Source organism: Haloferula chungangensis, assembly GCF_042664875.1.
GTDB classification, from domain to species: Bacteria; Verrucomicrobiota; Verrucomicrobiia; order Verrucomicrobiales; family Akkermansiaceae; genus Haloferula; species Haloferula chungangensis.
In genome coordinates, this window is sequence record NZ_JBHTBS010000011.1 from 120,137 (window position 1) to 137,189 (window position 17,053).

Sequence of the window (17,053 nt, forward strand, 5' to 3'; positions counted from 1 at the left end):
AAAGCTTGTCTTCCGTACACCAAACAGCGGCGAGCCCTGGGGGGAAGGGATCGCCGCTGCGGTTGAAGTTGAGCCGCCTTCGCTCCTTCTTTCTGGGGGGATGAAGAAGCGCTGGCCGCCCGAGGAATTGGTTTCAGTTAGAGCCGTAGACCCCAGAGGGCATCAGTTTGACGATCACGCCACTCAGGGCGGCGGGCGATCGGGTCCTGAAGCACTCGGGAGGTCTTGCGACCCGCGACGTGGACAAAGGAATCGCAATTCAGCTCCACAACCTCGAGCCCCATGAAATAGGAGTCGTGGAGGGTGATGACGGATTCCCTACCGAAAGCGGATGCGAGGTGCTCTCGCAAAAGTTCGGTTTCTTTCCTTCCCAAAAACAGGAAGGCCGGTGTTTCGCCGAAGGAACACTTCGAACGAATCAGCCCGGAAACCGCAGTGGAGTCCCAGCTGTCCTCGAAGGTCAGCTCGGACGCCACCGAACTGGTATCGGGCAGCATGTTACTATTTTCGACTTTCATCATCTATGGGTGGTGGGTGGTTCGTGAGAACGGGAGCACCATGCGTGCCGCAGGCCGAAAATCATTTAGGGAAAGGTGACTTTTCCGTCGCGCAGTATCGCCATTCATCGCAGGGCCGACGCTTCATGAAGCCGAGGCACCGTGAGCGGAAAATATGCGGAAAATCGCGCCCATCGCCCTGCTTCCCGCGCGAATCCGCCTCATGAACCGACATGACCTCGCCTTGCAGGAGGCAAAGTGCCGTGGTAAGTCCGCCGGGGAATGGCAAGCTACGACAGAGATTACGCGAGAGGACCCGTCCGAAGTGGCATGCCGCCGCTCCCTCCCGTCACGAAATGGCTGCTGATTCTCAATGTCGGGATTTTCCTAATCGACCTGTTTTTGCCGAGAGACGGAAGAGGCGACGGCCCCATTTCGAGTTTCGGCGAGTTCTCAGTGGCCTCCGCCATCAGCGGCGGTCGAATCTGGGAATTCCTCACATTCCAGTTCATCCACGCCAGTGTGCTTCACGTGATGCTGAACTCGCTGGGTCTCTATTTCTTCGGGCCTTTGGTCGAACGATGGTGGGGCTCGAAAAAGTTCATCGGATTCTACCTCATCTGCGGCGCCGCCGGGGCCTTGTTCTTCACGCTTCTGCTCACGCTCAAATTCCTGCCGAAAGCATCGGCTTATACGCCTCTGGTGGGGGCATCCGCAGGCCTCTACGGCATATTGTTTGCTGTTTACGTCATCGCTCCCGCCATCCGCGTGCGGCTTCTGTTCCCCCCCATCGAACTCAGCATGAAGCAAATGGCCATCGCCTTGTTCGTGATTTCCGCCGGCACCATCATCGGCGGCCTGCTGTTTCCGAACTCCGGGATTTTCAGCAATGAAGGAGGCGAAGCCGGCCACCTCGGGGGCGCGATCATGGGCTTCGTGCTGATGAAATTCCCGTGGCTGCTAAGCCTTGGAAAACGCGAGAAAAAAATCATCCACCCGAAGGAATTCCGGCGCAACCAGGCCAAGATCAGACCGCGCACGGAACTCGACCTCGAAAAGGATACGGAAGTCGACCGGATCCTCGACAAGATCAACGAACAGGGGGTCGACAGCCTGACCAAAGCCGAACGGGAAACCCTCTCAAAGATTTCCACCAAAGACTCATGACTGATGCTGAAATGATCGAATGCCCTGAAAAGGGTCGCCAACTGGAACGCCTGCGCGCCATCATGCACCGCCTGCGTGCGCCAGGAGGCTGCCCTTGGGATGCCGAGCAGACGCATGAGAGCCTTGTGCCGAACCTGATCGAAGAGGCCTACGAAACGATCGATACAATCCGCCGCGGTGATCGCGAACACTTGAAGGAAGAACTCGGCGACCTGCTCCTTCAGGTTGTCTTCCACAGCGAACTGGCGGCCGAAGACGGAGCCTACGACATGGACGACGTGGCGCGTGGAATCAGCGAGAAGCTGGTAAGACGGCATCCCCATGTCTTCGCCACGAGTGGCGCAAGTACGGCAGATGCCGTACTTCAGCAATGGGATGAAATCAAGCGGGCCGAGAAGGGCGACGAGGAAAAACCCTACCTTCACGGTGTCGGCAAGGGCCTGCCATCCCTCCTGAGAGCCGCAAAGCTGCAGAAGAAGGCCTCGAAGGTCGGATTCGACTGGCCGGACGAAGCAGGCGTGCTCGGCAAGATCCGTGAGGAAGTCGACGAACTGACGGTCGAAATGGAAAGCGGCAACGAGCAGGCCTTTCAGGAAGAACTCGGCGACTTGCTTTTCTCGGTGGTGAACCTGGCCCGTTTCCGAAAGGTCGACCCCGAGGTTCTCCTCGCCGCCGCCAACGAAAAATTCGAAGACCGCTTTGCCAAAATGGAAAGCGCTCTGAAGGCGAAAGGCTCATCCTTGGAAGCTGCTTCGCCCGACGAAATGGAAGCAGAGTGGCAGACCGCGAAAGGGCACTGATCTCATTTGTCTCCGCGCGGGAAGTCGCCCAACAGGTCCGGCCGAAGGAGCTGAAGCTTCTTCCCAACATTGCTACATTTCGCAAAAAATGCGCAGTGTCGGCATGGCGACGCATAGCAGGAAATGCGGAATGAGTTCGAGACTTGTGGCGCTCGGGGAAAGCTCCCGATTCACTACCAACCAATCCATCTGCAAGCCATGAAGCAAACCCTTGCCTTCGCCCTGTCCGGAATCCTCGGTGCCGCGGCGGCCACTTCCATCGCCGGAACCGTCGCTCCTGAGATCGTCTCCCCCGCACTGGAAACCACCAACGGTCTTGAGGACGCCATCCGCCCCATGACCAACCCGACGCTCTTCGACCTGGCCGTTCCGACAACGAACATCCATGCGATCGCGATGTATCACAAGCTGCCGAACTACGTAAACACCACGATCGGCGGCGTGCCGATGGGAGGCCATGTGGAAGTCTACGCGCTGCAAGCCGAGCTTGCCTTCAACGAGCGCTTCTCGCTGGTCGCCACCAAGGATGGATACGTGCGCGTGCGACCCGATACCCAACCGCTCTGGTCTCAGGAATCCGGTTTTGCCAACATCGCGGCCGGGGCCAAGTATGCCTTCATTTACGATCCCGAGAATGCCTTCGCACTGAGCGGCACCGCGACGTTTGAAGTTCCCACGGGCAATCACGATGTCTTCCAAGGCGAAGGGGATGGAGCGATCAACCTGATCCTCAGCACGGTCAAGGTCTGGGACAAATTCCAGGTTGCGGCCGGCGCCGGTGCTCACCTTGAGTTCAGCGATCAGCTTTCGGACTCGAGCTTTGTCAGCGTGCACGCAAGTTACGAAGTCACCCCCTGGTTCATCCCTCTGGTCGAGCTGAACTGGTTCCACGTGCTCTCAACCGGCGATGGCCGCTTCAATTATTTCGATCAAGCCGGTGGCGCGGTGCCTGCCGTTGCCACGTTCGAAGGCAATGACCTGCTTAACTTCGGTGCGTCGAATGCTTCTCAGAATCGCGATCTGGTGACCGCAGCCATCGGCTTCCGCTCGCACCTCTGCAAGGACGTCGATCTCGGTCTGGCGTACGAGCTCCCGCTCACCGATGCCAACGACGGCATCATTGAGGACCGCTGGACGCTCGACCTCGTTTGGAAGTTCTGAGGCCACCACTGATTTCAGCCCCGGACGGTGCCCATTCCGTTCGGGGCTTTTTTTCGTGCTCATATTCTCCCTTGGCGGAACCGCCCGGAAAGGTAGCGTTGCGCCATGCGCGACAAGGCACTCTCCCTGCTCACCGAACTTACCGAAGCCCACTCCGTTCCCGGCCATGAAGAAGAAGTCCGGGCAATCTTCGTCGATGAGCTCAGCGAAACCGGCGAACTCTCGACCGATGGCAATGGCTCGGTTTTCTGCGACTGCGGTGGTGAAGGTCCGCGCGTACTGATCGCCGGCCACATGGATGAAGTCGGCTTCATGGTGCAGAACATCACCCCTGAAGGATTCCTGCGCTTCGTTCCCCTCGGTGGATGGTGGGAGCACAACCTGCTTGCCCAGCGAGTCGAGGTCCGGACGAAAAACGGCGACAAGATCGTCGGCGTCGTGGCATCGATGCCGCCCCACTTCCTCACCCCCGCCCAGAGAGTCCAGGTGATCACCATCGATCAGCTTTTCATTGATGTCGGTGCCTCGTCGCGTGACGAGGTGATCAACGACTTCGGCATCTCCATCGGCGATCCCGTGGCACCTGTTAGTGCCTTCACCTCGATGGCCAAGGAGGACTACTACATGGCCAAGGCTTTCGACAACCGGGTCGGGATGGCCGGGGCGATTCATACCGGACTGCTTGCAGGAGACACCGACAATCGTCTGATCCTCGGTGGCACGGTGCAGGAGGAAGTCGGACTGCGCGGTGCGAAATGCGCGGCCAACTTCATCAAACCGGATGCCGTCGTGGTGTTGGAAGGACCGCCTGCGGATGACACCCCGGGTTTCAACCGGATGGAGTGTCAGGGTCAGCTGGGTGGAGGCGTTCAGATCCGCATGTTCGACACCAGCGCCATCGGCAACCCAAGGTTCGCCCAGCTGGCAGTCGAGACGGCGCAACGTGAGGGCATTCCCCATCAAGTCACCGTGCGACGCAGTGGCGGCACCGATGCCGGATCGTTCCACAACGCGAACGAAGGCATTCCCTGCGTGGTGCTTGGAGTCCCGGCGCGTTACATTCACTCGCACAATGCGATCATCGACCTGAACGACCACCTCCACATGGTCGCTCTGGCGACTGCCCTGGCTCGCCGGCTGGATGAAAGGACCGTCGTGGGGCTGACGAGCTACCTCTAAATTTGAGAAAGCCCACCCTCGCACGCGGCGGGGATTTGCCAGCCCCAAGGGTTGAGTCGCTTCGATCGACGCCACCCAAGCCCACTCAAGATCCGCGCCGAAAGAAAATCGTCAGTCGAAGCCTGAATCGGATCGCGAACATAGCGTGGCCGAGGTTCCGCCGGGGATTGCAAATCCCCGCTCCTTGGTATGAGCTTCGCCCGTGTTCGCCATTTATGTGCATGACCTGAGCCCGGTGATTCTCCGGATTACCGAGCAGATCCAGCTGCGCTGGTATGGCCTCGCCTATCTCGCCGGCTTCCTCGCCGGAGCCTTCCTGCTGGAAAGGCTCTCCCGCAGAAAACTCTGGGTGCTGCCTCCGGGTTCCGCAGGCGACTTCATTTCCGCCGCCGCCATCTTCGGCGTCTTCATCGGTGGAAGAATCGGATACATGCTCTGGTACTGGCCACGTGAGCACGGCTGGAGTTGGATCACCGAGGATCCCATGATGCTTTTCCGCGTCTGGGAAGGGGGCATGGCGAGCCACGGCGGCGTGCTCGGCCTGGTCATCTTCACCTGGTTCTATTCGCGCAAAAAAAAGGTCTCATGGACCGGTCTGGGCGATGGCCTTTGCGTCGTCGCTCCGCTCGGCCTGCTCTTTGGGCGCATGGCGAATTTCATCAATGGCGAACTCTATGGACGCACTGCCCAGGGCATCGCCTGGGCCATGAAGTTCCCGGCAACCTTGACCGACCGGAAAATGATCGAGCACGAGTCCTTCGGCTCCGCGATGCAGGCGGCTAGCGAAGCGGACCCCTCCCTCCAGCCCGCCTTCCAGCAATGGCTCGATGGCAATCTGCCCAATCACGTGATGTTCGAGGAAATGCTGATGGTCCAGCGCCACAATCCGGCCGTCAGTGATGCCATCGCCCCCTTTCTCGAAGCCCGTCACCCTTCTCAACTTTACGAAGCGCTGCTCGAAGGCGCGGCCTTGTTTGCGATCCTGTGGTGGGTCCGGGTCCGCTTCCCGAATGCTCCCAACGGTCTCCTAACAGGACTGTTCTTTGTCTTCTACGCGATCTTCCGGATCATCTGCGAACACTTCCGCGAGCCCGACTCCAAAATGGTGGGAGCTTTGACCAGTGGACAGTTTCTCTCGCTCTTCATGATCGCTGCGGGCGCCGTCTTCATCGTCATGGCGATGAAGGGAAAGACCGCATCGTCGGAAATCCCGCTCAGCGAGGAATCTTGATCCGCTGGCCGACCCGGATCGTCGACCCCGAGATGCCATTGGCGCGTTGGATCACCGAAACCGAAGTGCCGTACCGCTTGGCAAGCCCGTAGAGGGTATCGCCCCTGCGCACCGTGTGGTAAACTGAGCTCGGCTTTGGCTGGGGCTTGGGTTTCGGCTTGGCGACCGGAGCTGGCTTCGGCTTCGGCTTCGGATTGCTCACTGTGGTGACGGTTGTCGTCGAGGACTGCACTGCCGGCTTGGTGTCATTGCTCGCCACCTGAGTCGACGGTGTTGGGACGGATCGCCCGTTCCACTTCGACGGATTATCCGCCCATTCTTCGACGTAGTTTCCTCGAGAATCGAATGGTCCCGTTCCCGTGGGGTTGTCGGCCATATTCACCGAGTTGCTGCACGCGGAAAATCCGAGAGCTATCGCAACGGCGCCGAATGGCAGAAGACACTTCGTCATGCGCGGATTATGCTGCTTCTTCTGCACTTGGCAAAACATCATTCGGAAAACTTAAGCTTTTAAAGATCAAAGGCTAAGCCACGACCATCGCCTCATTCGCCATGATTGGAAGGGCCAGAATGATGAAGTCCGCCGCAGCACCCGGCGTTCTTCCGCGTCGAGCTCAGCGTTTCATTTCAGGCGAATGCCACTCGCCTCCCCCGTCAAGAAAGCGGCCTATTCCCCCTATCGTCTTGCTTGCGACGACTCATTTGGAGCGAGTCAGCTTCACGCGGAGCCAGCCCTCGGCGACATGGAGATCCGACAGTCCGTCAGCCCTTACCAGCTCCGGCTCAGAAGAAATTCTTCAGTTTTCCAAGCATCCCGCCGGCAATCGCCGACAGGTCGGGAGTCTTGCCATCGAGCAAGTCGTCCACCATCGGCTGATACTGCTCTGGCAGCTTTTCCTTCACGAAGCCCGCGACGGTTTCCACGATCTGGTCAACTTGCTCGGAGCTGAGGCCGAGAGCGGCAAGGCGTTGCTTGAGTTCGTTCATGCTGGCGATGAATGGCGAGGAAAGTACCGGGGACAGGACTCGAACCTGCACAGATTGCTCCGCCTGATCCTAAGTCAGGTGCGTCTACCAATTCCGCCACCCCGGCGTTGGGAAAGCAATCGCAGGGGATTCGCGACTTGGCCAGCGAAAGCTCATCCGAACGCTCCAAAACTTCGGTCATCACGGCGCTCCAGACCGCGGAAGGCTGGCACCCGGCCCCATGGATCTGACCCTACGAAACGACCAGTTCGGATCCACGACGAATCGGGCGAGGGTCATGCCCACTCCAGATGCCATTCAACAGAAACTCCCGCAGTGACGCCCCTTCAACCACTGGGAACAGGCGCCCGTTAGGTTCAGGATCCCAAGCCCCCCTTTCTTCAGACAGGCCTTGCCATGAATGCCGACACCCACCACGAAGTCGAGCCCGATGGCGCGAATCGTCGCGGCGCCCCCATCAAAGACCAGAGAAAAAATTTCAGTGCTGCTGCCGGACCGAAAGAGCGCCCAAGAATGCCCAAATCTCCGCCACAAGAATGCTTTCTTTACCAATGACCCTCGATTCCTCAGCATGTCGTTTTTTCCTCCCAGTTTAAAAATAGCCGCTAATTCCCACGCTGTCGCTCGTGATGCATAGGTATTGCGGCCAGCCAAACGAACGCGCCCCTACCCGCCGAACCATGCGTACCGACCACACCGACGATGACGGAAATCTCGACCTTCAACGAGGGTTCCTCAAACTGATGCCTGAGCTCAAAGGTTGGTTCTGCGGCATGGTCAGCGACCGGTCATTGGTCGATGATCTCGTGCAGGAGACCTTTCTGACGGTCATCAAAAAGCAGGACTCCTTCGAGGCCGGAACCAATTTCCGTGCCTGGGTATTTGCCATTGCCCGCTTCAAGCTCCTGAACGTCTCGCGCCTCCCCTCGGCACGGGAAACCTGTCTTTCGGAAAACGTCCTCGAAGTCCTCTTCGATGAGGAAGCCGAAGAGGAGAACTGGGACGATCGCGCCGAGTTCCTCCCCCGTTGTCTTGCAAAGCTCGCCCCTAGAGCGAGGGAAGTCATCGAGCTCCGTTACTTTTCCGACCTCACACCCACTGAAATCTCCGATAAAATTCACTGGTCGCGTGGTGCCGTCAACGTCGCGCTCACCCGGGCTCGCCAACTGCTCGAAAAATGCATCGAGACCGAGCATCAGTACCTCAAACAGCAAAGCTCCAACCAGGCATGAACGAAGATCACACTCGGAACCTCGTCCACCGGTACTTCGATCACTCCCTCGAACCGGGAGAGAAAGAGCAGCTTGAGGGCCTTCTTCTTTCCTCAAAGGACGCACGAGTTGCGTTTCGCCGGGAGGCACGAATCCACGGACTGCTCTCGGTTGCGGCCGAGATGGACAAAGGTCGCGCTGCTGCCATCTGCGATCCCGTGATTCCATCGAATCGAAGCTTCCCCGCATCCGATGGAAGCACCAAACGCCGGTCCCGGAACACCTGGCTGACGGCAGGCCTGGCCAGCGCGGCCAGCATCGCCATTTTCTTCAGTGTCACCCACTTCAGGTCTGACAATGGGGCCACGACCGTGGCTGAAATCCCATCGCCCGGGCTTGCCAGCATCACCTCCAACAGTCTGATCGAATGGGCAGCAACATCGAGTGAACCGCGCGGCACTGAAATCGATGCCGGACTCTATCAGATTGAGTTCGGCTCGCTCCGCCTTCATATGGGAGGCGGTGCGCTCGTCTCGATCGCAGCTCCCTGCGAATTTGAAATCGTTTCTAACAAACGAATCGACGTCAAATACGGGAAGCTCACCGCGCGACTCCCCCATCCAAAGGACGAACTCGTCGTCACCATGCCTGGGCTTACCCTTACCGATCTTGGGACCGGTTTTGGAATCAATGTCGGAAGCAGTGGAGAGGCGCTCGTCTCCGTCTTCGAAGGAAAAGTGAAGCTTGAGGAAGAAGAGGAAGGCTCCGAATCGACCATCCTCAGCGCCGGGAGTTCCATCCGCCACAATCCGGTATCCGGAAACGAAGTCATACCGCTCAAGTTTCAAACCTCTCAATTCACCGATCTCTGGCCGCTGACCCTTGGCATCGACGAGGCCTCGAGCCTGATTCATTTCCTCCCACCGGGTCCCAAGTATCCTCCGTTGAATCACTACTCGGATATCGATCATCTTTTTCTCGTTCCCGAGAGACAGACCTTCAAACTCAAGCGTCCGCTGCTACTTGACTTGGGAAAAGACATCAACACCTGGCCTGGTGAAAATCCCGACCCGAAATATCGCCCACGGATCCCCTTGGGCACCAGAGTCAGCAGTTATCTGGTTTTCTATAACCCGCCTCCCACCGAAGACGAGGGGGATGTCCGCTCTATCAGCGGTGAACTGACCTTTGACCGCAAAATCATCGGCGTCATCTGCACCAATCGCACCCTAATTCCGTCCAATCCCATTCTGGGCATGGAAAATCAGTATTTCCAACCACTGCTACAACCGAGCGAGGCGAGGGACAGCATCGAAGGAATCCTCCCCCACGACTCATTCCGTCTCAGCTCGGACCTTCGTTCGATCCACTTCAATCTGAATGTCACCCGGGGCATCGATAGTTTCAGGATTATCCTCGGTGATTCCTGAGGAACTGAAGAAAACGAAGTGGCTTCACACAAGACACCTTCCCTTCCAATCCGAGAATCCGCTGCCGAGCCAGGACGGGTGCGCTTCTCCATCCGTGTCTTCCTCCTTCCAAAAGAGGACGCTGCTATGAACCTCGGGAGAAACCCGATCTCAAGAGCCGAAACCCTCAGTGATATGATGGCTCAGACACGCCGCTCACTTCGTTGGGGGCGGATCGATTCGAGAGCACCGCGCGAACTTCTCACTGAAAAAGCGAAAAGGGCGGCCACATCAATGTGGGGCCACCCCTGAACACGGAACGATCCAGGCCCGGTTCAATCGTTGCGGCTCGGCTCGTATTTCTCGCGGAACTCACTCCACCCCAAACTTTTTGGCAACTTCTCAGCATGGCCGTCCACGAATACGACGATCTTATTCTGCGATGGCACATCCGTTCCAGGCGGGGTGTACGCATTGAATCCCTTACCTAGAAGATTCGAATCACGGTAGTCCTGATACATCATGAACCATTTCGAAGGCTTCCTGATCCGCGCCATTCGCACCCCCATGTCCTTCGTGGTGAGACCGAAAGGATAGCCGTTCGCGTTGGACAGCCAGGCCGCCACGCCATAACTGCACTTGTAAGCGCCATCCTTCGGGACCGCCTTGTCATCGGGAGCGTGAAACATCTCAGCCAACGACTCCAGCCCAGGAGCGTTCTCGGTCGTCAGCGCATCCCGATTCTCCGGCATTTCGGTCGTATATCCGAGCGAGGGAATGATCCAACGATCCCATCTCTCCTCGTTCCGCCGATGAAAGAAACGTCCCTCATCCGACACTCTGGCGAGGACACTCATCCCGAGATTGCGCATGTTCGACATGTTGGTCGCCTCCGCCGCACTCTTCTTCATTCGGGTCGCCACCACAAAGGTCAGCGACGCAAGAACGAGGATGATGACGATAACGACTAGCAGCTCCACCAATGTGAAGCCCCTCCGCAAGGTTTGTGGGTTTTTCATGACAAGGGATTCGGATCCCCCATGGCCAGTTAGCAGGAAATCATGAAAAAAATGAAATTCTTCGAAAAAGGATGTTCCATTTCCTGGATCACAGCCGTCTGTGTCACCGACCGAATGCCCCCCGAATGCAATCAGCTGCTAAGCCCGGGCGCGCAATCCGCGATCTCCATGAGATTCCCCATCTGACGAACATGCTCCGCTCCAAAGCCATCATCCTCACCCTTCTCATTCCTGCCCTCACGGCTCTCAATGCCCTTGGAAAGGATCGGAAACCCAACATCGTCTTCATTCTTGCCGATGATCTTGGCTGGGCTGACACGACAATTTACGGTCACACAAGCTATTACGAGACTCCCCATATCGAACGCCTTGCCAAACGCGGCATGACCTTCGATCGGGCCTATGCCGCCAGCCCACTGTGTTCGCCGACCCGTGCCAGCATTTTGACCGGCCTGAGCCCGGCCCGCATCGGCCTCACCACACCGAACTGTCACCTCCCTCAGGTGATTCTGAAACCAGCGCAAGGAACCAAAGCGCCGGTCAACAAAAAGTCGATCGCACCCACCCCCGTTAGCCGTCTTGATACCCGTTATCAAACCCTGCCGGAAAGCCTCAAAGCCGCCGGATATGCCACCGGCCATTTCGGCAAGTGGCACCTTGGTTCGCAACCCTACTCGCCACTCGAACAGGGCTTCGATGTCGACATCCCCCACTGGCCCGGCCCCGGACCGGCAGGCAGCTTTGTCGCGCCATGGAAGTTCAAGGACTTCGATGCCGACCCCGACATCCCCAATGAGCATATTGAAGACCGCATGGCCAAGGAAGCTGTCGCCTTCATGAAGGCCCACAAGGACGAACCCTTTTTCCTCAACTACTGGATGTTCAGCGTCCATGCACCCTTCGACGCCAAGCAGGACCTCATCGAAAAATACCGCCGCAAGGTCGACCTTGAGAACCCACAGTGCTGCCCGACCTATGCCGCCATGATCGAAAGCATGGACGACGCCGTTGGCACGCTGTTAGACACCATCGATCAACTCGGCATCGCCGAGAACACCATCGTCATCTTCTTTTCCGACAACGGGGGGAACATGTATAACTCGGTGGAAGGCGTTGCACCTACCAGCAACGCTCCGCTGCGTGGTGGCAAAGCCACAGTATACGAGGGTGGCGTGCGCGTTCCTTGCATCGTCGACTGGCCCGGCGTTACGGAACCAGACAGTCGCAGTGAGGCGTTCATCGACAGCAGTGACTTCTATCCCACCCTTCTCGATGCTGTCGGCTTGAAGCCCGAGGAAAAGCAGGAGTTCGACGGCATCAGCTTCGTTCCCGCCCTGAAAGGAAAACCCCTCGGTCGCGATACGCTCTTCAGCTATTTCCCGCACGATCCACCGGTTCCCGACTGGCTTCCGCCATCGGTCACCGTCCGTCAAGGTGACTGGAAGCTGATTCGGATTTTCCATGGCGGCGAGAACGGTGCTCATCGGTGGAAGCTCTTCAACCTTGCCGATGACATCGGTGAAAAAAATGACCTGGCGAAGGTCCAACCGGAGCGAGTCCAATCCATGGACGCCATGATCGAGAAATTTCTTACCGATACTCAGGCGGTGCTTCCCCGCGCCAACCCAAAGTTCAAGCCGTCTGCCTACAAGGCCGAATTGGAAGGCATCGGTCGATTGAAGCCCATCAGAGCGGCTAAACCCGCAGCGAAGAAAGGGACTCACGCACCAAAATCGGGCACTCGCCAATGATTGCCCCACGATTTTTCCGCCAAGCTCTGGCATTCGTCATCGCGGTTACCGCAGCGAACGGTGAAGCTCCCATGACGGCTCCGGCGAAAGCCGAACAACTCCTTACCCTCGACAACGGCACCGCGAGAATCGGCATCGACCGAAACAAGGGAGGCTCGATCACCTGGCTATCCTTCGCGGCCTCCCCCGACGTCCCCATGGTTCGCAACCAAAGAAAAAGGAGCTGCGATTTCTCGCAGCTCCTTGATCTGAAAATGGTGGGCAGAGAAGGATTCGAACCTTCGTAGGCTCACGCCAGCAGATTTACAGTCTGCCCCATTTGACCGCTCTGGTATCTGCCCGATACCCCTCGCGAGGGGGCGGAGAAGTAGGAAGAGCGATCGGTTTTGGCAAGGGAAAAACGGTTCTTCTTTCTCCGATGGCAGAATTACTTGCCGATCTTCACCCCAGAGTGAGCCAAACGGAGCAAAAAGCCCCTTCCGCCAGGATCGCCAAGCCCTCTTCGCCTTACCCGCAACTCCCCGAGCAGGAAAGGCCGCCCCCCGGGGTAAATCGGAGGAATCATGAGGCCAGATTCGTCATTTCGACTCGATCTGGAGCGAACGGTCGCGCAGCCCCTCAGCCTTGGCTGTTAGAGTAATCGTTCCGGCCTTCCCTTTCACGCCACGCAGGATCACCTGCGCCATCCCGCTGAAGGCCCTGCGCTGATTTCCCTGGAAGGATTCGAGCGAAGCGGGATCGCCATTGTTCACCCCGGCAATCTCCGCAGGACCATCGATCTCGAAAGTCAGCTCATGGTCCGCCTTCGGGCAAAAATTTCCGTCCTTATCGAGAATCTTCACGGTGATGAAGCTCAGATCCTCCCCATCCGCTGAAATCACTGCGCGATCCGCTTCCAGCCCCGCCATCGCCGGCTCACCTGCCGTGTGATGCGCCTTCTCGGCGATGGCTTTCCCGTCAAGGTCATAGGCCACGACCTTCAACTCCCCGGCTTCAAATGGAACATCCCAGCGCAGGCGATACGGACTGGAAAAATCCCCACCTTCCCAATGGTTGAACTTCACAATGATCGGAGTCGTATCCCGACCTTTCACTTTCCGACCCAGTGATTTCCCATTAAGGAAAAGCTCCGCCTCGGCGCCGTTCGTGTAGACGTAGACCGGAATCGGCTCACCCTTCCTTTCCTCCCAATTCCAATGAGGCAGCAGGTGAACCATCGGGCTTTCCTTCACGTCCAACCACTGCGACTGATAGAGGAAATAACGATCCTTCGGGAAGCCGCACAGGTCGACCGCTCCAAAGTACGACGAGTGCACCGGCCAGTCGCCGTTCCAGTAACCGTTCGTCGAGTTATCACGTCCCCCATAGGGTGTCGGCTCGCCAAGGTAGTCGAATCCCGTCCACATGTACTCGCCCAGCACGTTCGAATTCTTCTTCAGATACTCAAACTCAATGTCCGGTGGATAGGCCCATACCGGACCGATCAAATCATAGGAGGTCACCTGGAGATCCTCGTGCTTCTCATACTTCTCGATCGGCAGGTGATAGACGCCACGCGATGAGACACAGGAGGATGTCTCCGACCCGAGAATGTGCCAGTCCGGATGCTGCCGGGTGACTTCTGCATAGGCCAGAGGCTTGTAATTGAAGCCTGGGATATCCACTTCCGCAGCGAGACCATTCATTACCGAGGCCGGATAAAAATTGAACCCAGCGGATGTGAGGCGCGTCGGATCCTCGTCCTTGCAGATCTGATGAAGGTGACGCGCCAGCTTCCAGCCGTCCTTCTCGCCCTGCTCGAGAATCTCATTTCCGATCGACCACATGATCACCGAGGGGTGATTGCGGTCACGGCGGATCATGTCGCGCAGGTCCCGCTCGTGCCAGGCATCGAAGAACTTGTTGTAGCCGTTTTCCACCTTCGGCATCCGCCAGCAGTCAAAGGCCTCGACCTGCACCAGCAGACCCATCCGGTCACAAATCTCGAGCAACTCGGGCGATGGCGGATTGTGCGAGGTGCGGATCGAGTTCACGCCCATCGATTTCATGATTTCCATCTGACGCTCCGTCGCACGGAAATTGACCGCCGCTCCCAAAGCCCCGAGATCATGGTGCATGCAGACGCCCTTGATGCGGACATGACGACCATTCAAAAACAGCCCCTCCCCTGCCTTGTATTCCACCGTCCGGATGCCGAATGAGGCTTCATGACGATCGAGTTCCTTCTCCCCATCGAGGATCCGCGTCACTGCCGTATACAATACCGGCGTCGCCATGTCCCAGCGCTGCGGCTCCGTGATGTCGAGCGATTGCGATTGAGAAATCGTCTCACCTGGATTCACCCCGAGCGTGGTGCTCGAAATGGCCACCTGTTTGCCCGCGGGATCGAGCACCTGCACTTCCGCCGTGACCAGCGCCTGCGTGCTCCCTGCGTGGCGGATCTGATTCTCCACCCGCACTTCCGCGATTTCATCGCTGACCTTGGGCGTCGTCACGAAGCTCCCCCACTGCGGCACATGGATGTCGCCACCAGTGATCAACCAGGCATTGCGGTAGATCCCCGCGCCCGGATACCAGCGTGATGAGAGATCTTCGGGCTGCAGCCTAACAGCCAACACATTGCTCCCCTCGCTCTTCAAAAAGGGCGTCAGATCAAACTCAAAGCCGATGTAGCCGAAGGGACGCGAGCCGAGGAACTGACCATTCAGCCAGACGTGCGCATCATACATCGCGCCGTCGAAAAGCAACGCCACCCTCTGTCCCTGCGCTTCAGACGGAAGCGTGAATTCCTTCCGATACCAGCCCGTGCCGTGAAAGGGCAGACCGCCGCAGCGCGCGTTGTACTTTTTGTCGAAGGGCCCCTCGATCGCCCAATCATGCGGCAACTTCAGCGCACGCCACGAAGCCGCATCGTAGCTCACCTTTTCCGCACCCTCCGCCTCACCTTTGTGAAAGCGCCAGCCTTCGTTGAAGGAAACCCGCGATCGGGCATGGGCGAGCAAGGGAACTAGCAGCAGAGCGAGGAAAGCAAGTCGTCGATTCATGGGTTGTGGGAAGGATGATGTCGCCACCCCTCCCCGATTGCAGATTTCGACCGAATAAATATCGGGAACGTAAGGATCGCACCGACCCCTCCGAATCGATGAATCGCTCGTCCCAGATGAAACCGATTGGCAAGTGAGCAGAGGCCCCTAAGTTAGCAGCCATGCCCATCAACGTCCCACTCCTCGCACGCATTTGTGAATCCCCCGGCGCCCCTGGTTTCGAAAAGCAGATCCGCCAACTCGTCATCGCCGAGCTCAAAGGCCTCGCCGATTCCATCAACATCGACAACATGGGCAACGTCATCGCCCTGAAAAAAGGCCGCTCGTCAAAAAAGAAAACCATGGCCGCCGCGCACATGGACGAGATCGGCTTCATCGTCACCCACATCGATGACAAAGGCTTCCTGCGCTTCAATCCGATCGGCGGCTTCGACCCGAAAACCCTCACCGCCCAGCGCGTCCTCGTGCATGGCAAAAAGGACATCCTCGGCGTGATGGGCTCCAAGCCCGTCCACATCATGTCCCCCGAAGAGAGAGGCAAGAACGTCGCCCTCAAAGACTACTTCGTCGACACCGGCATGAGCAAAAAGAACGTCGAGAAGCTCATCAGCGTCGGCGACTCGATCACCCGCCTCTCCGAACTCAAGGAACTCGGCGACTGCGTCAACGCCAAGTCGCTCGACAACCGCGTCTCCGTCTTCGTCCTCCTTGAAACCCTCCGCGAGCTCAAGAAGTCCAAGAAAAAGCCCGCCTACGATTTTTACGCCGCCTTCACCGTCCAGGAAGAAGTCGGCCTGCGCGGTGCCCATGTCGCCGCCCATGAAGTCGAGCCCGACTTTGCCTTCGGTCTCGACACCACCATCGCCTACGACGTCCCCGGCTCCCAGCCCCAGGAACGTTGCACCGCGCTTGGCGAAGGCGCCGCCATCAAGCTCATGGACTCCTCCGTGATCTGCGACTACCGGATGATCGCCTACATGAAAGAGGTCGCCAAACGGAACAAGATCAAGTGGCAGACCGAAATCCTCGCCGCCGGCGGCACCGACACCGCCAGCCTCCAACGCATGGTCCCCGGCGGCTCAATCTCGGGTGCCGTCTCCATCCCGACCCGCCACATCCACCAGTCGATCGAAACCTCCCACAAAGAGGACATCGCCGCCTGCATCAAGCTCCTCACCGCCTGCGTCAGCGAGCTCGATCAAGGAGACTGGGAGTTCTAAGCCCCTCGATCAGCAAAACGGCTTTTCAAGCCACTCGTTTCAAATTGGGCCCAGCCCCCTGACCAGCGGAGCGGGGGATTCCCCGCCGCCACCAAAGCCGTCAAAGCCACCCCGAACCCATCCCCCATGTTCTGACGGCGCCCCACTACCCACTACCCACTACCCACTACCCACTGCCCACCGCCCACCGCCCACCGCCCACCGCTCACTCGGCACTGCTCACTTCTCACTTCTCACTGCTCACTTCTCACTTCTCACTTCTCACTGCTCACTTCTCACTGCTCACTTCTCACTGCTCACTTCTCACTTCTCACTTCTCACTTCTCACTTCTCACTTCTCACTGGGCACTGCTCACTCGGCACTGCTCACTCGGCAC

15 protein-coding genes and 2 tRNA genes are annotated in these 17,053 nt (G+C 58.1%); 10 read left to right on the top strand and 7 right to left on the bottom strand.

Annotated elements, in window-relative coordinates:
* Window positions 1–137: 137 nt before the first annotated feature.
* Window positions 138–521, bottom strand: coding sequence for a hypothetical protein (locus ACFQY0_RS17555; RefSeq protein WP_379715067.1), 384 nt, complete (start codon window positions 519–521; stop codon window positions 138–140).
* A gap of 306 nt (window positions 522–827) precedes the next feature.
* On the opposite strand from ACFQY0_RS17555, the gene ACFQY0_RS17560 reads away from it, so the two are divergent.
* From ACFQY0_RS17560 to lgt, 5 genes are all read left to right on the top strand, one after another.
* A complete protein-coding gene (locus ACFQY0_RS17560) occupies window positions 828–1,664 on the top strand; it encodes a rhomboid family intramembrane serine protease (protein WP_379715069.1) in 837 nt (278 codons plus the stop codon).
* A complete protein-coding gene (mazG, locus tag ACFQY0_RS17565) occupies window positions 1,661–2,464 on the top strand; it encodes a nucleoside triphosphate pyrophosphohydrolase (protein ID WP_379715071.1) in 804 nt (267 codons plus the stop codon). The genes ACFQY0_RS17560 and mazG overlap by 4 nt, the downstream gene beginning before the upstream one ends.
* 198 nt (window positions 2,465–2,662) lie before the next feature.
* Entirely contained in the window at window positions 2,663–3,625 is a 963-nt protein-coding gene (locus tag ACFQY0_RS17570; RefSeq protein ID WP_379715073.1) for a transporter, read from the top strand.
* 105 nt (window positions 3,626–3,730) lie between these two features.
* Window positions 3,731–4,804 (top strand): M42 family metallopeptidase, encoded by a 1,074-nt coding sequence (locus ACFQY0_RS17575; RefSeq protein WP_379715075.1) that lies wholly within the window; start codon window positions 3,731–3,733, stop codon window positions 4,802–4,804.
* A gap of 202 nt (window positions 4,805–5,006) precedes the next feature.
* Window positions 5,007–6,035, top strand: coding sequence for a prolipoprotein diacylglyceryl transferase (gene lgt, locus ACFQY0_RS17580; protein WP_379715077.1), 1,029 nt, complete (start codon window positions 5,007–5,009; stop codon window positions 6,033–6,035).
* Here lgt and ACFQY0_RS17585 read toward each other — a convergent pair.
* The 3 genes from ACFQY0_RS17585 to ACFQY0_RS17595 all read right to left on the bottom strand — a co-directional run bounded on the left by ACFQY0_RS17585 (window position 6,019) and on the right by ACFQY0_RS17595 (window position 7,128).
* A complete protein-coding gene (locus tag ACFQY0_RS17585) occupies window positions 6,019–6,486 on the bottom strand; it encodes a LysM peptidoglycan-binding domain-containing protein (RefSeq protein WP_379715079.1) in 468 nt (155 codons plus the stop codon). The two genes, lgt and ACFQY0_RS17585, sit on opposite strands and share 17 nt — an antisense overlap.
* 332 nt (window positions 6,487–6,818) lie before the next feature.
* The gene (locus tag ACFQY0_RS17590) at window positions 6,819–7,022 is read right to left on the bottom strand and encodes a hypothetical protein (protein ID WP_379715081.1); all 204 of its coding nucleotides are present in this window, start codon (window positions 7,020–7,022) and stop codon (window positions 6,819–6,821) included.
* Window positions 7,023–7,046: 24 nt separating this feature from the next.
* Window positions 7,047–7,128: transfer RNA gene (locus ACFQY0_RS17595), tRNA-Leu, on the bottom strand.
* 574 nt (window positions 7,129–7,702) lie between these two features.
* Here ACFQY0_RS17595 and ACFQY0_RS17600 point away from each other — a divergent pair.
* Entirely contained in the window at window positions 7,703–8,254 is a 552-nt protein-coding gene (locus ACFQY0_RS17600; protein WP_379715083.1) for an RNA polymerase sigma factor, read from the top strand.
* A complete protein-coding gene (locus ACFQY0_RS17605; RefSeq protein ID WP_379715085.1) occupies window positions 8,251–9,663 on the top strand; it encodes a hypothetical protein in 1,413 nt (470 codons plus the stop codon). Before ACFQY0_RS17600 ends, ACFQY0_RS17605 begins: the two co-directional genes overlap by 4 nt.
* Before the next feature lie 314 nt (window positions 9,664–9,977).
* Here the strand turns inward: ACFQY0_RS17605 and ACFQY0_RS17610 are convergent, their stop codons facing one another.
* Window positions 9,978–10,661, bottom strand: coding sequence for a prepilin-type N-terminal cleavage/methylation domain-containing protein (locus tag ACFQY0_RS17610; protein WP_379715087.1), 684 nt, complete (start codon window positions 10,659–10,661; stop codon window positions 9,978–9,980).
* 191 nt (window positions 10,662–10,852) lie between these two features.
* Between ACFQY0_RS17610 and ACFQY0_RS17615 the strand changes: the two genes are divergently transcribed.
* Entirely contained in the window at window positions 10,853–12,412 is a 1,560-nt protein-coding gene (locus ACFQY0_RS17615; RefSeq protein ID WP_379715089.1) for a sulfatase, read from the top strand.
* Window positions 12,409–12,699 carry a hypothetical protein gene (locus ACFQY0_RS17620; protein WP_379715091.1) on the top strand — a complete coding sequence of 97 codons (291 nt, stop codon included), beginning with the start codon at window positions 12,409–12,411 and terminating at the stop codon, window positions 12,697–12,699. The genes ACFQY0_RS17615 and ACFQY0_RS17620 overlap by 4 nt, the downstream gene beginning before the upstream one ends.
* Here ACFQY0_RS17620 and ACFQY0_RS17625 read toward each other — a convergent pair.
* Window positions 12,668–12,753 (bottom strand) — tRNA-Tyr (locus ACFQY0_RS17625). The genes ACFQY0_RS17620 and ACFQY0_RS17625 overlap by 32 nt on opposite strands.
* Window positions 12,754–12,990: 237 nt before the next feature.
* Window positions 12,991–15,456, bottom strand: a complete 2,466-nt coding sequence (gene galB, locus ACFQY0_RS17630; protein ID WP_379715093.1) for a beta-galactosidase GalB — start codon at window positions 15,454–15,456, stop codon at window positions 12,991–12,993.
* Between the two features lie 161 nt (window positions 15,457–15,617).
* Between galB and ACFQY0_RS17635 the strand changes: the two genes are divergently transcribed.
* Window positions 15,618–16,676: a M42 family metallopeptidase gene (locus ACFQY0_RS17635; protein ID WP_379715095.1), complete on the top strand. Its 1,059-nt coding sequence runs from the start codon at window positions 15,618–15,620 to the stop codon at window positions 16,674–16,676.
* Window positions 16,677–17,053: the final 377 nt, after the last annotated feature.

What these genes read in the sequence shown, in the direction of transcription:
- ACFQY0_RS17555 (WP_379715067.1), bottom strand. Translation starts at nt 521, where the DNA reads ATGATGAAAGTCGAAAATAGTAACATGCTGCCCGATACCAGTTCGGTG.
- ACFQY0_RS17560 (WP_379715069.1), top strand. Translation starts at nt 828, where the DNA reads ATGCCGCCGCTCCCTCCCGTCACGAAATGGCTGCTGATTCTCAATGTC.
- mazG (WP_379715071.1), top strand. Translation starts at nt 1,661, where the DNA reads ATGACTGATGCTGAAATGATCGAATGCCCTGAAAAGGGTCGCCAACTG.
- ACFQY0_RS17570 (WP_379715073.1), top strand. Translation starts at nt 2,663, where the DNA reads ATGAAGCAAACCCTTGCCTTCGCCCTGTCCGGAATCCTCGGTGCCGCG.
- ACFQY0_RS17575 (WP_379715075.1), top strand. Translation starts at nt 3,731, where the DNA reads ATGCGCGACAAGGCACTCTCCCTGCTCACCGAACTTACCGAAGCCCAC.
- ACFQY0_RS17585 (WP_379715079.1), bottom strand. Translation starts at nt 6,486, where the DNA reads ATGACGAAGTGTCTTCTGCCATTCGGCGCCGTTGCGATAGCTCTCGGA.
- ACFQY0_RS17590 (WP_379715081.1), bottom strand. Translation starts at nt 7,022, where the DNA reads ATGAACGAACTCAAGCAACGCCTTGCCGCTCTCGGCCTCAGCTCCGAG.
- ACFQY0_RS17600 (WP_379715083.1), top strand. Translation starts at nt 7,703, where the DNA reads ATGCGTACCGACCACACCGACGATGACGGAAATCTCGACCTTCAACGA.
- ACFQY0_RS17605 (WP_379715085.1), top strand. Translation starts at nt 8,251, where the DNA reads ATGAACGAAGATCACACTCGGAACCTCGTCCACCGGTACTTCGATCAC.
- ACFQY0_RS17610 (WP_379715087.1), bottom strand. Translation starts at nt 10,661, where the DNA reads ATGAAAAACCCACAAACCTTGCGGAGGGGCTTCACATTGGTGGAGCTG.
- ACFQY0_RS17615 (WP_379715089.1), top strand. Translation starts at nt 10,853, where the DNA reads ATGCTCCGCTCCAAAGCCATCATCCTCACCCTTCTCATTCCTGCCCTC.
- ACFQY0_RS17620 (WP_379715091.1), top strand. Translation starts at nt 12,409, where the DNA reads ATGATTGCCCCACGATTTTTCCGCCAAGCTCTGGCATTCGTCATCGCG.
- galB (WP_379715093.1), bottom strand. Translation starts at nt 15,456, where the DNA reads ATGAATCGACGACTTGCTTTCCTCGCTCTGCTGCTAGTTCCCTTGCTC.
- ACFQY0_RS17635 (WP_379715095.1), top strand. Translation starts at nt 15,618, where the DNA reads ATGCCCATCAACGTCCCACTCCTCGCACGCATTTGTGAATCCCCCGGC.